Origin of the sequence: Actinacidiphila paucisporea (genome assembly GCF_900142575.1) — a bacterium.
Lineage (GTDB): Bacteria > Actinomycetota > Actinomycetes > Streptomycetales > Streptomycetaceae > Actinacidiphila > Actinacidiphila paucisporea.
Genome location: NZ_FRBI01000004.1, coordinates 207,983 through 221,558, shown reverse-complemented (window position 1 = coordinate 221,558; position 13,576 = coordinate 207,983). Strand labels below are relative to the sequence as shown.

Here is a 13,576-nt window from a genome sequence, read left to right as displayed (position 1 = left end):
GGACGGAATTTCCCGGCACCGCCACCCGTTGGGGAGGGCATGAGCACTGTGGAGCTGACCAAGGAGAATTTCGACGAGGTCGTGTCCGCCAACGACTTCGTCCTCATCGACTTCTGGGCCGCCTGGTGCGGGCCGTGCCGGTCGTTCGCGCCGGTCTACGACAAGTCGTCAGAGAAGCACCAGGACCTGGTCTTCGCGAAGGTCGACACGGAGGCCCAGCCCGAGCTTGCGGCGGCCTTCCAGATCCAGTCGATCCCGACGCTGATGATCGTCAGGGACAAGGTGGCGATCTTCGCGCAGCCGGGCGCGCTGCCCGAGCCCGCGCTGGAGGACGTCATCGCGCAGGCCCGCGCGCTGGACATGGCGGAGGTACACAAGTCCGTCGAGGAAGCCCAGGCGAAGCAGGACTGACCCCTCGCCCCCGAGCCCGGCAGGCGCCACACGCCGCCGGGCTCTTCGGCGTTCCCAAGACGGCCGCCGGCGGCATTGTCAGTGGTCGGACCTACTCTCGGGGAGTGGACGCAGCCGTTGACGCAGGAGCCGGGCGGGTGGCCGTGGTGGCCGATCCGGTCGGGAGCGGCGGGCGGCTGTGCGGGCTCGGGGAGGACGGCGGGACGGTCGGCGGGACCGCGGTGGTGGCCGATCTCGCCCGGGCGGTGCGGGAGGTCGAGGCTGCGGCCGGCCCGCGCTGGGTGTGGGGCGGGACGGAGGAGGTCTATCAGGGGCTGCTGGACCGGGGCGGGGTCCGGGTCGGGCGGTGCCATGACGTGAAGCTGGTCGAGTCGCTGCTGCTCGGCCAGGAGGGCAGGCACGGCAGGCCGCGCTCGCTGGGGGCGGCCTGGGCGCGGCTGCACGGACTGCCCGAGCCGCCGGACGCGCCGGAGGCGGGCGGCGACGACCAGCCGGTGCTGTTCGCCGCCGACCGGCACCATCTGCCGCCGGACGCGGACCCGCTGGCGGCGCTGGTCGAGGTGCATGCCGCCCAGCAGCGGCGGATCGGGGCGGGCGACCGGCCGGACCGGATGCGGTTGCTGTGCGCGGCGGAGTCCGCCGGCGCACTGGCGGCGGTCGAGATGGGCAGGGACGGTCTGCCGTGGAGCGCGCGGGCGCACGACGAGCTGCTGACCGGGCTGCTCGGGCCGCGCCCGGCGGGCGGTGCCAGGCCGGCCAGGCTCGGCGAGCTGGCGCAGCGCATCCAGGACGCGCTGGGCCGCCCGGTCAATCCCGACTCCCCCGCTCAGTTGCTGCCGGCCTTCGCGCGGGTGGGGGTGCCGCTGGCATCGACCCGTTCGCACGAGCTGCGCAAGGTGGAGCACCCGGCAGCCGGGCTGCTGCTGCGGTACAAGGAGCTGTCGCGTATCCATGCCGCGCACGGCTGGGCATGGCGCGAGGCCTGGGTGCGTGACGGGCGCTTCCGGCCCGAGTACGTGGTCGGCGGTGTGGTGTCGGGGCGCTGGGCGACGCGGGGCGGCGGGGCGCTGCAGATTCCCCGCCCGCTGCGGGCGGCCGTGGTCGCCGACCCCGGCCATCTGCTGGTGGTCGCGGACGCCGGCCAGTTGGAGCCGCGGGTGCTTGCCGCGATGTCCGGCGACCAGGGTCTGGCGGGGGCGGCGGCCGGCGGCGACCTGTACGCGGCGGTCGCGCAGGACGCCTTCGGCGGGGACCGGCCGCGGGCCAAGATCGCCCTGCTCGCCGCGATGTACGGGCAGACCAGTGGTGAGGCGGGCCAGTTGCTCGCGGTGATGCGGCGGCGCTTCCCGGTGGCGCTCGCGCTGGTGGAGGCCGCGGCCCGTACCGGCGAGGCGGGCGGGATTGTACGCTCGCAGCTCGGCCGGACGTCCCCCGCGCCGTCCGCCGACCGTTTCGTGGACGAGGCGGCGGACCCGGCGGACGGGGCGTCGCCGGATCGCAGGGCGGCCCGGTCCTGGGGGCGCTTCACCCGGAATTTCGTGATCCAGGCGAGCGCGGCGGACTGGGCGCTGGCGATGCTGGCGGCGCTGCGCAGGGAGCTGGCGGCGATCGGGTCCGCCCCGCGGCTGGTGTTCTTCCAGCACGACGAGGTGGTCGTGCACACCCCGGCGGACCTCGCGCCCGCCGTGGAGTCCGCGGTCGCGGCGGCGGCCGACGAGGCCCGCCGCCTGGTCTTCGGCGCGACCCCGGTGCCCTTCCCCCTGGAGACCCACGCGGTGGAGCGCTACGCGGACGCGAAGTAGCCCGCCGGACGTCGGGCCGCGGTCAGCCGTCGGCCGCGGTCACTTGTCTGCCATGGTCACTTGTCTGCTGCGGTCATCTGTCCGCCGCCGCGTCGGAGTCGGCCACCGCCGCGGCCGAGTCCGCGTCGTCCACCAGCTTCTGCATGTGGGCGAGTTCGGAGGCGGCCGGCGTCGGCGAGGTGCTGCCCGGGCCGGCGGGACCGGCGGCGCCGCTGTGGCTGCCGCAGCCGGTGAGCAGCAGCGCGGCCAGCGCCGCGGCCGGCAGCAGGGCGAGGGCCTTCCCGCGCGCCCCGCTCATTTGCCGCTGCCCTTCTTGACCTTGGCCGGGAAGTGCTGGGTGCCGCACCAGGTGCGGACGGCGTCCAGGTCGGTGGAGCGCTTGCCGAGGCTGGCGACCAGCGACTGTCGGAAGGTCAGCCGGTCCTTGAGGAAGGTCGACACGGCCGTGTCGCCCTTGGCGTCGGCATTGGTGATGCGCTGCTGGAGCCGGGCGACGGAGCCGCGTTCGGTCACCGGGCCGTTCAGCCTGGCCAGGGCGCGGTCGATGCGCGCGTCGACGGCCGGCAGGCGCTTGCACAGCGCGCGGGCGCCGTCGCCGGTCGGCGCCTTGCCCGCCTCGGTGACGGCACCGGCTGCTGCGCGGTGCCGGTTCGCCGGAGGCTAGGAGCGGTCTTTGTGGAAATCTTGTGGGGTCGCGTCCGGGCCGGCGTCCGAGCCTGCGGGAGCCGCGGTGAGCCAGTCGCGCTGCCGTGGCAGGGCAGGGCCCTGCGCCATGTGCGGGATGTCGAGGACGAACCAGGCGCCGGGCGTGCCGTCGGGGCGGTCGGTGACGGTGACGGTGCCGCTGTGCAGGGCGGCCTGCTGGCCGACCAGAGCCAGGCCGAGGCCCGAACCCGGGCTGTCCTGGCGGCGTTGGAAGCGGGTGAAGACCGACGCCCGCGCCCCGGGCGGGACTCCGGGGCCGTGGTCGCCGACGGTGAGCCGCACGGCGGCGCCGTCCGCGGTGGGCGCCAGCGCCGCCTCGACCGGGCCGGAGCCGTGCACCACGGCGTTGCTGAGCAGGTTGTCGACGGCGGAGCGCAGGCCCTGCGGCCAGGCGCGTACGGCACAGGGTCCCGCGGTCCGCACGGTGATCCTGGCCGCGGGGTGGTCGCGGCGCAGGTCGCGTACCGCGGAGTCGAGCAGGTCGGCGAGGTCGACGGGCACGAAGGCGTCGGCCTCGACCAGGTCGCCCTGGGCGAGGGTGCGCAGCATCACCAGCAGGCCCAGCAGCCGTTCGTGGGCGGCCCGCAGGTCGGCGACGACCTCGGCGCGCTCGGCGCCCTCGGGCGCCGGGTCGCCGTCCAGCACGTCGAGGTCGATCCGCATGCTCATCAGCGGGGTGCGCAGCTCGTGCGAGGCGGCGGCGGAGAAGGAGCGCGCGGTGACCAGTGCTTCGGCGGTGCGGGCGGCCTGCTCGTCGTAGCGGGCCAGGACGGTCTGCAGGGTGCCCGCCAGGTCGTCGACCTCGGACACCCCGGTGCGGGCGTGGTCGAGCCGGGCCGCGCTGGTCCGCGGGTCGATGCCGGCGGCGCGGCGCTGGAGGGCGAGCAGCGGGCGGGCCAGGCGTACGGCGGCCAGCCAGGCGAGCAGGCCGGCGACCGGGGCGGTCAGCAGGGCCACGGTGACGACCCGGCGGCGTACCTGCGCGATCTGCCGCCGGCCCGCGCCGTCGGGGGAGAACAGCCACAGGGTGCCGCTCGCGGCGGGCCGGACCGCGGTGAGCGGCACGGCGAGCACGCGCCAGCCCTGAGCCCCGGCCGCCACGGTGACCGGGCGGGTGGCGTCCGGCGGCGAGGGCAGGGTGACCGGGGCGGCGGGCTGCGGGCCGCCGGTGACGGTGCCGTCCGCCCCGGTCACCCGGATGCCGACGTCGAGCGCGGCGGTGAACAGCCGGCGCTGCCTGGCCTGCTCGACGCTCGCCGGGCGGTCGTTGGCCATCGCCCGCAGCAGTCCGAGGGCTTCCGGGCGTACGGCGGTGGCGCGTTCGCGCAGGTGGGCGTCGCCGGCGGCGTGCACGTCCCGGCTGACGAGCCTGACCATGATCCAGCCGGAGCCGAGGACCAGCAGCGGGACCACGACCGCGACGGCCACGGCGATGCGGGTGGAGAGTCTCATGTGCCGCTCCCGCCGCCGTCGCCCTGGCGCAGGACGAAGCCGACGCCGCGGACGGTGTGCAGGATGCGGGGGCGACCGCCGGCCTCCAGCTTGCGCCGCAGATAGCTGACGAACGTGTCGACGGCGTCGGTGCGGACCTCGAAGTCGTAGCCCCAGACCCGGTCGAGCAGCTGGTCGCGGGTCAGCACGATGCCGGTGTTGCGGGCCAGCGTCTCCAGCAGCTCGAACTCCCGCCGGGTCAGGTCGAGCGGGTCGCCGTCCCTGGTGGCGGTCCTGGCCGCGGGGTCGAGGACCAGGCCGCAGGCGCGCACCTGGTCCTCGGGCCCGGGCGGGCGGCGGCGCAGCAGGGCGTTCAGCCGAAGCACCAGCTCTTCCAGTGCGAAGGGTTTGACGAGGTAGTCGTCGGCGCCGGCCTGGAGTCCGGCGACCCGGTCGGCCACCTCGTCGAGTGCGGAGAGCACCAGGACCGGCAGGTCGTCGCCGGCGGCGCGCAGGGTGCGGCAGACCTCGATGCCGTCGATGCCGGGCATGGAGATGTCGAGCACCAGCACGTCGGGGGCGCCGGGGCCGCGGAGCTGTTCCAGGGCGGCGGCGCCGCCGTCCGCCTCGCCGACGGTGAAGCCGCACAGCCGCAGGGCGCGGCCGAGCGAGCGGCGGATGGCGGCGTCGTCGTCCACCACCAGGACCCGCCCGCGCAGGTCACCGCCGCCGGTTTCCGGGGTTCCCGTGCTGACCCTCATGTCCGCCCTGCCTCCGCTCCCCGGCCGCCGTCGCATGGTGCATCGCGGGAACCATGCCTACACGGCCGGGGAGCGGAGTGCTGTCACCGGGGTCTCATCCGCCGTACTGCGCGAAGGTGCGGGTGAAGTCCCAGGCCTGCTGCGAGACACCCGAGCAGGTGTCGTCGTTGGGGTAGCCGCCGGGGCAGGGCCGGTCCCGGTTGGCGGACCAGAAGGTCAGCCGGGCCAGGTGGTGGCTCTGCGCGTAGGCCAGGATGGTGCGGAAGTCGGCCACGGTGACGGTCTCGTTGTTGTCGGTGATGCCGTTCATCGAGGAGATGCCGCTGTGCCGGTAGGCCTGGTCGTCGGTGTAGCCGTAGGCGCTCTTGAGGGCGTTCTTCAGGCCGTCGGCGGCCCTGGTGGTCAGGGTGCCCATGTTCTGGCCCGCGCCGCCGAAGTCGAACGGCATGATCGTCCAGCTGTCGACGGTCAGCCCGGAGGCGGCCGCCTTGTTGATCAGCCCGGTGTCCGGGCCGCTCTGCCCGGTGCCGATGGTGACGTAGACCGCGATGCCGGGGTTGTTGGCCTTGACGGTCTTGAGCGCGTCGACGGTGCGCTGCTGGACGGTGCCGTTGCTGTAGGCGTCGGCCTCGATGTCGATGTCGATGGCCTTGAGCCCGTAGGCGCTGATGACCTTCTGGTAGGCCCCGGCCAGCGCGCTCGCGCTGGTGCAGGACTGCTCCAGCTTGTTGCCGCTGTAGCCGCCGAAGGACGGGACCACGTCGCCGCCCGCCGCCCTGATCTTGGTGATGGTGGCCTGGTCGACGCCGCCGGTCAGCGCGCGGCCGCCGTCCCACTGCGGGTTGCAGGTGCCGTTGCTGAGCACGAAGGCCAGGGTGAACCACTTCACCCCTGTGGCGTTCATGATCGTGGTCGGGTCGGGCGGGTTGCCCCAGCCGTTGTAGAGGTACGGCGCCACGGCCTGCACGCCGTTGGCGGGCGGCGGGCTGGTCGGTGGGGTACCGGTACCGGTGGGCAACGTCCAGGTCTGGTTGGCGGAGCCGGCGCAGTCCCAGATCTGCAGCCGGGTGCCGTTGGCGGAGCTGGGGCCGGTGGCGTCCAGGCAGCGGCCGGAGCCGGAGTTGACCAGTGTGCCGCCGCCGGCGGTCCACTTCTGGGCGCTGGTGCCGTTGCAGTCGTAGAGCTGGATCTTCGTGCCGTTGGCGGTGCCGGCGGCGGTGACGTCCATGCATTTGCCGAGCGCCCTGAGCGTGCCGTCGGAGGCGACCGTCCAGGACTGCGCGGTGCTGCCGTTGCAGTCGTAGAGCTGGACGGCCGCGCCGTTGGCGCTGCTGGCGCCCGCGACGTCGACGCACTTGCCGCCGTAGCCGGTGACGGCGCCCGCGGGGTCGGCGCCGGCGGCCTGCGTGACACCGAAGGTGCCCAGGGTGCCGGCGGCCAGCGCGGTGGCGAGGATGACGGCGTGCTGCCTTCTCATCAGCCGGTCACCGTCCACTTCTGGTTGGCGGTTCCTGCGCAGGTCCAGATCTGCAGCCGGGTGCCGTTGGCCGAGCTGCTGCCCGTCGCGTCGAGGCACTTGTTCGCCGCGGGGTTGACGATGTCGTGGGCGGCCGAGACCGTCCACTTCTGGGCGTTGCTGCCGTTGCAGTCGTAGAGCTGGACCTTGGTGCCGTCGGCGGTGCCTGCCGCGGTCACGTCCAGGCACTTGCCGAGCGCCCTGATCGTCCCGTCGGAGCCGACCGTCCAGGACTGCGCCGAGGTGCCGTTGCAGTCGTAGAGCTGGACCGCGGCGCCGTTGGCGGTGCTGGCGCCCGCGACGTCGACGCACTTGCCGCCGATGCCGGTGATGGGGTGTCCGCCGGTGCCGCCGCCCGAGGTGTCGGAGGTCGTGACGTGGACGTAGTCGACCACGAGCTGCTGCGGGAAGGTGGTGCTGCCGTCCGGGTCACCGGGCCAGTAGCCGCCGACCGCCAGGTTCATGATCAGGTAGAAGGGGTGGTCGTACACCCAGCGGTTGCCGTTGAGGTCGGCGGGGGTGCGGGTCTCGTAGACGTTGCCGTCGACGGACCACTTGATCGAGTTCGGCGCCCAGTCGACGGCGAAGGTGTGGAAGGCGTCGGAGAAGCTCTGCCCGTTCGGCAGGGTGTAGCCGGCGCCGATGCCGTTGGCACCGGAGTAGCCGGGGCCGTGGATGGTGCCGTGCACGCTGCCGGGCTCGAAGCCGACGTTCTCCATGATGTCGATCTCGCCGTCGGTCGGCCAGTTGCCGCCGCCGAGCATCCAGAAGGCCGGCCACATGCCCTGCCCGCGGGGGAGCTTCATGCGGGTCTCGAAGTGGCCGTAGGCCTGGCTGAATTTCTGCGGGGTGGACAGCCGGGCCGAGGTGTACTGGCAGGTGCCGTACCAGCACTGGTAGTTGGCCGGGTTCTCCTTGCGGGCGGTGATGACCAGGTCGCCCTGCCCGTCGAGCGCGGCGTTGTGGGTGCCGCTGGTGTAGTACTCGCGCTCGTGGTTGTTGACGTTGTCACCGGTTTCGTAGCCCCATTTGGAGCTGTCGACCGCGCTGCCCGCGGCGCCGTTGAAGTCGTCGGTGAAGGTGGCGGTGGCGGCCGCGGGGGCCACGTCGGGCGCGGCGGCGGCCCGGTGCGGGGACGCGGTCTGCTGCAGCAGCCCGCCGAGCAGCAGGGCGGCGGCGGCCAGCAGCGGGAGGGGGCGTATCCGTCTGATCCGTCGGGTGGGGGGTGATGCCGACATGCCGGGCTCCTCGGTAGGGGCGGCGGAAACACGGGACCGGAGCACACAGGGAGGTCATGCTCCTGACAGGCGGCGAGCCGAATCGCACCCCCGGCGAGTCGTGTGCACCGGGGGGCTACTTCGCTCACGTCTTAGTTCAGGACGTGATTTAAATGGCGGGGAGAAGTGCCGTCAATACTTCCGGCAAAGGTCTGTACCAAGAACTTTCCTCGGGCCGCTCAGAGTTCGCGGCGTCGCACCAGCATCGCCAGCACCAGGACGCCGGGCATCAGCGGCAGCCAGGTCGTGACCAGCCGGTAGCCGAGGACCGCCGAGGTGGCCGCGACCGCGGAGGCGCCCGCGGTGATCAGGGCCAGGCCCAGTGCCGCGTCGAGCGAGCCGAGCCCGGCCGGCGTCGGCAGCCAGCCGGCCGCGGTGCTGGCGAACAGGTACGCCACCACCACGCCACTCACCGGCACCGGGGCGTGCACCGCGCGGGCCACCGAGACCAGCACGGCCGCGTGCATGGCCGGGAAGGCGAGCGAGCCGCCCCACAGCGCCGCCACCCGGGCGCGGTTGCCGTGCAGCACCCGGACGTCGTGCGCGACCGAGCCGAGGAAGTCCCGCAGCCGGTCGCGCAGCCGGCGGGCGCACCGGATCAGCACGACGCCGCCCGCCACGATCGCCGCCGCCACACCGGCGATCACCAGGGGATGCCTGGGGAGCCCGGGTCCGCCGCCGATGACCCGGTGCAGGTGCAGGGCGCCGGGAAAGAGCCCGAGCACCGCGAGCAGCAGCGCGATCCGGCCGATCGCCGCGGCGCCGGCGCGTACCGCGAGCGCCGCCACGGAACGCGTCGGGGTCAGTCCCCTGCGCACCAGGAACCGCAGGTTGACGGCATTGCCGCCGACGCCCGCGGGCAGGATGTGGTTGGCCGCGGAGGCGGCGAACTGCGCGGCGAGCAGCAGCCCGGAGGGCAGCCGTTCGATCACCGCGCCCTGCAGGGCGGTGGCCGAGAAGACCCAGGTCATGAAGGCGGCCAGGCAGGCCACGGCGATCCACTCGCCGTCCGCGGACCCCAGCTGGCCGGCACTGGTGTTGATCATCGCCCACTTGCTGGTCACCAGGGCCGCCACGGCGACCACCGGCAGTACCACCGCCATCGACCGCGCAGAAGTGCGCTGCCAGCCGGCACCCTCGTTGCGGGCGATGGACACGGGGACTCCTCGTCGCGTGGGGCACGGCGGGCGGACGCTCCAGCCCAGGTTAGGCGGCCGCGGCCACCTCGTCCCCATCGCACACGGCCACCTGGGTCAACGTCTGACAAACAGCTGTCGACGACTCGGTAGGCGGCCGATCCGGACATTCCGCCTCCTGGCACGCCGGACCGCCGGCCCGCGCTGGCTGCGCGGGACCGGCGGCCGTCTTCCTCTTCCTTTCGGCGAGGCCGGGCGCGGTGAGAGGTCCGCGGACCGGCCGTTCAGGGGGTCAGCGGATCACGCGGCCGGCGCGGTCCACTGCTGGTTGGCGGCGCCGCTGCAGTCCCATATCTGCAGCCGGGTGCCGTTGGCGGAACTGGGCCCCGTCGCGTCCAGGCATCTGCCGGACTGCGGGTTGACCAGCGTGTTGTTGGCGCCTCTGGTCCAGACCTGCGAGGCGGTGCCGTTGCAGTCGTACAGCTGCACCTTGGTGCCGTTGGCGGTGCCGGCGGACGCGACGTCCATGCACTTGCCGAGCGCCTGGAAGGTGGTGCCCGAGGCGGTCCAGGACTGGGCGGTGGTGCCGTTGCAGTCGTACAGCTGCACGGCGGAGCCGTTGGTGGACGAGGCGCCGGCGACGTCGACGCACTTGCCGCCGTAGCCGGTGATGGTGCCGGTGTGGCCGCCGGTGCTCCCGCCGGACCCCGGGGTGCCGGCCCAGGTGAAGGTGGCGGAGGCGCCGCCGGGCAGCGAGTAGGAGAAGTTCTCGTTGCCCCAGTTGACCCGCAGGGTCTGCGCGGACGACGACTCGTTGTAGGCGATGAGCGCCTTGGAGCCGTCGGGGTTGCGCCAGGCGACGTTGCGGACGGTGGCGTTGTCGGAGGAGGCGATCCGGGTGGCACCGGGCTTCACGAACTTGGTGAGCTGGCCCATCGTGTAGTACTCGATCGTGTAGTCCACCTGCCCGCTGCGGCTGTCGCCGTTGTGCACGGTGATCAGTCCGGTGCAGGTGCCGCAGCCGCCGTTGTGCGGCCCCATGTTCTGGTCGACCGCCAGGCTCCATTTGACCCAGCTCTGGCCCCAGTTGCGGGTGTAGTCGATCAGGTTCTCCATGTCCTCCTTCTGCTGGTTGGCGATCCAGGTGCCACCGGAGTGCTCGGTGTCGAAGGCGGGCAGGTTCGGGTACTGGTTGTGGATCGTGGTCTGCTCACCGACGCTGCCGCCGTAGCCGTGCCAGGCGATCCCGCCGAAGTTGGGGTCGTTGCGCACGGCGGCGTCGGTGACGGTGGGGGCCGCGTAGCTGTCGTACGTGTCCCAGTTCCAGTCCAGCGCCAGGACCTTGGTGGACAGCCCGGCCGCGTGCAGGGCGGGCAGCAGGTTGGTCTTGGTGAAATACGCCAGGCCCGAGCCGTCCCACTGCGCCGACGGGTAGCCGCTGCAGCAGGTGGGCTCGTTCTGCACGGTGACGTAGTCCACCGGGACGCCCTGCGCCTGGTAGGCCTGCAGGTACTTGACGAAGTACTGCGCGTAGGCGGCGTAGTACTGCGACTGCAGCCAGCCCTGGCTGTAGGCGCCGTTGTCCTTCATCCACGGCGGCGGGGTCCAGGGCGTGCCCATGACCTTGACGTTCGGGTTGAGCTGCCGGGCCTGCTTGGTGAGCGGGACGACGTCGGCCAGGTCGTGGGCGATGGAGAAGTGCGCCAGCGACGGGTCCGTCTGGCCCGCGGGCATGTCGTCGTACGTGTAGTTGCCGCGCGCCAGGTCGGAGGCGCCCATGGGGTTGCGCAGGAAGCCCAGGCCGATCCCGTTGACCGGGTCGAACAGCTTCTGCATGACCGTGTTGCGGGTCGACGCCGACAGGGCGCCGCTGCTGTTCATCAGCCAGGCCGCGGTGTCGGTGAACGACGCGCCGCCGCCGGTGAACTGCTGGTAGGTGGTGCCTTCGTCCACCGTCACGTTCTGCCCCGACCCGCCGGTGCCGGACGCGAAGGACAGCGGGGCCTGCTGTTCCAGGCCCTTGACGACGTTGCGGCCGCCGGAGTCGTTGGTGGTGGTGAGGTAGACCTGCACGCCCTCGCCCGCGGCGTGCGCGGTCGCGGGTACGGCGAGCATGGGGGTGATCGCCGCGGCTGCGGCGGTGAGCGTCCCGACGATGACGCGTCGCAGTCGGGATCCGGAGGATCTGCCCGTGTGGGGCCGGGTTGCTGCGCTCATGGGTCGTTGCCTTTCTCGGCACGGCGCGATGGCATGGGCCTGACATGGTCAGGCATGCGGTGAGGGGGTCCGCACGCTTGTTTCACACCTTGTTTCACGACTTATATCGCGACGTGATTTAACTAGGGCGCATCACGGCCGTCAAGGGATCGAACGGCGTGCGCTGCGGTGAAACACCATGTAACGCAAGGCGGTTGACCGCTTCAGCGGATGCCGCGGCCCGGCGTACGGGCATACCTGAGGGCCCGCGCACGACAGGTGCGGGGACGCTGGTGGAGCGGGTCGGTCAGGCCAGGCAGGGCGCGGTGCTGCCGCGGGGCACGAGGGCCGGCGGCGGGAGCAGGATGTCGGGGACGGGGGTTCCGTCGATCAGCGAGAGCAGCGCGGTGGCGGCCCGCTCCCCGTACTCCATGACCCGCCGGCTCACCGCGGTCAGCGCGGGGTGCACCAGCCGGCACAGCTCGCTGTCGTCCCAGGCGACGAGCGACAGTTCGGCGGGGACCGCCACGCCCATCTCCTGGGTGACGCTCAGCGCGGCCACCGCCATCACGTCGTTGTCGTAGACGATCGCGGTGGGCCGCAGCGACCCGGACAGCAGCCGCCGGGTGGCCCGCGCGCCGTCCTCGCCCGAGTAGTCGGTGTAGACGCACGGCACGCCGTCGATGCCCAGTTCCGCCGTGGCCGCGTCGAAGGCCTCGCCGCGCTCCCTGGTGTGCACGAAGTGCGCGGGGCCCGCGACCCGGGCGATCCTGCGGTGCCCCATCGCGGCCAGGTACGCCAGCGTCTCGCGCACCGCGGCGCCGTCGTTGATCCACACCGACGGCACGCCGGAGGTGACGGCCGCGTGGCCGATCACGACCGCGGGCAGGCCCAGTTCGGCGACCAGGCCGAGCCGGTGGTCCTGCTCGCGCAGGTCGACCAGCAGCACGCCGTCGACCCGGCGCTCGCCCCACCACCGCCGGTAGGCGAGCTCCTCGGCCCTGGCGTCGTCGGTGACCTGGAGCAGCAGCGCGGTACCGGTCGGGGCGAGGCCCGCCTCGACGCCGGAGATCAGCTGCATGAAGAACGGCTCGATGCCCAGCACCCACGCCGGCCGGTCCACCACCAGCCCGATGGCGCCGCTGCGCCCGTCGGACAGCGCGCGGGCCGCGCTGCTGGGGTGCCAGCCCATCCGCGCGGCGATCTCCAGGATCCTGGCCCTGGTCTGCTCGGAGACGCCCGCCTTGCCGTTCAGCGCGTAGGACACGGCACCCTTGGACACGCCGGCGGCCTCGGCGATGTCGGCGATGGTGGGACGCTTCTTGGGGCTCATGTCGGCCTCGATACGGCAGGGCGGCCCGCGGGCCGTGAACGGCGGGTGGGGCGTGGGGGGATGGGCTGGCTTGTGTCGGTGCCGGGCGGGTCCGCCCCCGGTGGCGCGGGTGATCGGCCCGCACACCTTAACAACGCGGAACGCGCCCCGGCACGGCCCGCCGGCCGCCGGTCCGACCGCTCGCCCTCAACCGGTTGAGCGGGAGGGCCGGTCCCAGGAAGCTCCGTGGAGGGACCGGCCCTGACCGCTCACGCCCGGGTGGCCGAGATCTCCAGCCGCACGTAGTCCGCGACCGGCTCGGCGAGGCGGCCGGCCACCGCCTTGACGAACGGCTCGCGGTCGGCGTCCGCCATCGCGTCCAGGTGGGCGCCCAGGATCACGGTGGCCAGATACGCCTCGAACTGCTCGCCCGGCTCGAACCTGGCCGGGTCGGGCCGCAGCGCCACCTCGACGTCGGTGAAGCCGGCCGCTGCCAGGCGCCGCCGGGTGTCCTCCTCGCCGGCGAAGTCCCACATGTCCGGGGCGCCGCCGCGGACGTCGGCGACGGCCGCGTTGACCGCGGCGATGTTGCCGCGGCCGCCGCACTCGGTGACCAGGCGGGCACCGGGGCGCATCCGGGCGGCCAGCGCGCGGAAGAGCGCGGCGTGGTCCTCGATCCAGTGGAAGGCGGCGACGCTGAAGACCGCGTCGACCTCGCCCTCGAAGGGCAGCGGTTCGGTCAGGTCGGCGTGCACGACCTCGACCCGGTCCAGCCGGCCGGCCAGCCGCTCCCGTAGTTGGTCCAGCATGCGGACCGAACCGTCCACCGCGACCACCCTGCCGTCCGGCAGCAGGTCGAGCAGGCCCTCGGTGTCGCGGCCGGTGCCGCAACCCGCGTCGAGCACCCGCTCGTCGCCCTTGAGCGGCAGTCTGGCCAGCGTGCGCCGTCCCCAGCCGAGGTGCGGCAGCGGCAGGGCGTCGTAGGTCTTCGCGTCCCATTCCCGAGGCATGGCGTGGTGTTCCCGTCGT

At 73.2% G+C, this 13,576-nt stretch carries 12 protein-coding genes; 2 read left to right on the top strand and 10 right to left on the bottom strand.

What is annotated here, in order from left to right; translation table 11 throughout:
* Nucleotides 1-39 precede the first annotated feature (39 nt).
* Together trxA and BUE44_RS08915 are read left to right on the top strand one after the other, a co-directional pair.
* Nucleotides 40-411 (top strand): thioredoxin, encoded by a 372-nt coding sequence (gene trxA, locus BUE44_RS08920; protein WP_073496208.1) that lies wholly within the window; start codon nt 40-42, stop codon nt 409-411.
* A 104-nt stretch (nt 412-515) separates the two neighbouring features.
* The gene (locus BUE44_RS08915) at nt 516-2,213 is read left to right on the top strand and encodes a bifunctional 3'-5' exonuclease/DNA polymerase (RefSeq protein ID WP_200804375.1); all 1,698 of its coding nucleotides are present in this window, start codon (nt 516-518) and stop codon (nt 2,211-2,213) included.
* A 73-nt stretch (nt 2,214-2,286) separates the two neighbouring features.
* Here the strand turns inward: BUE44_RS08915 and BUE44_RS08910 are convergent, their stop codons facing one another.
* From BUE44_RS08910 to BUE44_RS08865, 10 genes are all read right to left on the bottom strand, one after another.
* Nucleotides 2,287-2,511, bottom strand: a complete 225-nt coding sequence (locus BUE44_RS08910) for a hypothetical protein (protein WP_073495852.1) — start codon at nt 2,509-2,511, stop codon at nt 2,287-2,289.
* Nucleotides 2,508-2,726, bottom strand: a complete 219-nt coding sequence (locus BUE44_RS36365) for a hypothetical protein (RefSeq protein WP_107415657.1) — start codon at nt 2,724-2,726, stop codon at nt 2,508-2,510. Before BUE44_RS36365 ends, BUE44_RS08910 begins: the two co-directional genes overlap by 4 nt.
* A gap of 147 nt (nt 2,727-2,873) precedes the next feature.
* Entirely contained in the window at nt 2,874-4,370 is a 1,497-nt protein-coding gene (locus BUE44_RS08900; RefSeq protein ID WP_073495850.1) for a sensor histidine kinase, read from the bottom strand.
* Entirely contained in the window at nt 4,367-5,110 is a 744-nt protein-coding gene (locus BUE44_RS08895) for a response regulator transcription factor (protein ID WP_073495848.1), read from the bottom strand. Before BUE44_RS08895 ends, BUE44_RS08900 begins: the two co-directional genes overlap by 4 nt.
* 94 nt (nt 5,111-5,204) lie before the next feature.
* A complete protein-coding gene (locus tag BUE44_RS08890) occupies nt 5,205-6,587 on the bottom strand; it encodes a chitinase (protein WP_073496203.1) in 1,383 nt (460 codons plus the stop codon).
* Complete coding sequence (locus BUE44_RS08885) at nt 6,587-7,864, bottom strand: glycoside hydrolase family 16 protein (protein ID WP_073495846.1); 1,278 nt, start codon at nt 7,862-7,864, stop codon at nt 6,587-6,589. The genes BUE44_RS08890 and BUE44_RS08885 overlap by 1 nt, the downstream gene beginning before the upstream one ends.
* 218 nt (nt 7,865-8,082) lie before the next feature.
* Nucleotides 8,083-9,060, bottom strand: a complete 978-nt coding sequence (locus BUE44_RS08880) for a lysylphosphatidylglycerol synthase transmembrane domain-containing protein (RefSeq protein ID WP_073495845.1) — start codon at nt 9,058-9,060, stop codon at nt 8,083-8,085.
* 279 nt (nt 9,061-9,339) lie between these two features.
* Nucleotides 9,340-11,256: a ricin-type beta-trefoil lectin domain protein gene (locus BUE44_RS08875; protein WP_079189599.1), complete on the bottom strand. Its 1,917-nt coding sequence runs from the start codon at nt 11,254-11,256 to the stop codon at nt 9,340-9,342.
* A 286-nt stretch (nt 11,257-11,542) separates the two neighbouring features.
* Nucleotides 11,543-12,568: a LacI family DNA-binding transcriptional regulator gene (locus tag BUE44_RS08870; protein WP_073495841.1), complete on the bottom strand. Its 1,026-nt coding sequence runs from the start codon at nt 12,566-12,568 to the stop codon at nt 11,543-11,545.
* 248 nt (nt 12,569-12,816) lie between these two features.
* Entirely contained in the window at nt 12,817-13,557 is a 741-nt protein-coding gene (locus BUE44_RS08865) for a class I SAM-dependent methyltransferase (protein ID WP_073495839.1), read from the bottom strand.
* Nucleotides 13,558-13,576: the final 19 nt, after the last annotated feature.

Excerpts from the sequence above, each read along its gene's own strand:
- trxA (WP_073496208.1), top strand. The coding sequence starts at position 40 with ATGAGCACTGTGGAGCTGACCAAGGAGAATTTCGACGAGGTCGTGTCC.
- BUE44_RS08910 (WP_073495852.1), bottom strand. The coding sequence starts at position 2,511 with ATGAGCGGGGCGCGCGGGAAGGCCCTCGCCCTGCTGCCGGCCGCGGCG.
- BUE44_RS08900 (WP_073495850.1), bottom strand. The coding sequence starts at position 4,370 with ATGAGACTCTCCACCCGCATCGCCGTGGCCGTCGCGGTCGTGGTCCCG.
- BUE44_RS08895 (WP_073495848.1), bottom strand. The coding sequence starts at position 5,110 with ATGAGGGTCAGCACGGGAACCCCGGAAACCGGCGGCGGTGACCTGCGC.
- BUE44_RS08890 (WP_073496203.1), bottom strand. The coding sequence starts at position 6,587 with ATGAGAAGGCAGCACGCCGTCATCCTCGCCACCGCGCTGGCCGCCGGC.
- BUE44_RS08885 (WP_073495846.1), bottom strand. The coding sequence starts at position 7,864 with ATGTCGGCATCACCCCCCACCCGACGGATCAGACGGATACGCCCCCTC.
- BUE44_RS08875 (WP_079189599.1), bottom strand. The coding sequence starts at position 11,256 with ATGAGCGCAGCAACCCGGCCCCACACGGGCAGATCCTCCGGATCCCGA.
- BUE44_RS08870 (WP_073495841.1), bottom strand. The coding sequence starts at position 12,568 with ATGAGCCCCAAGAAGCGTCCCACCATCGCCGACATCGCCGAGGCCGCC.
- BUE44_RS08865 (WP_073495839.1), bottom strand. The coding sequence starts at position 13,557 with ATGCCTCGGGAATGGGACGCGAAGACCTACGACGCCCTGCCGCTGCCG.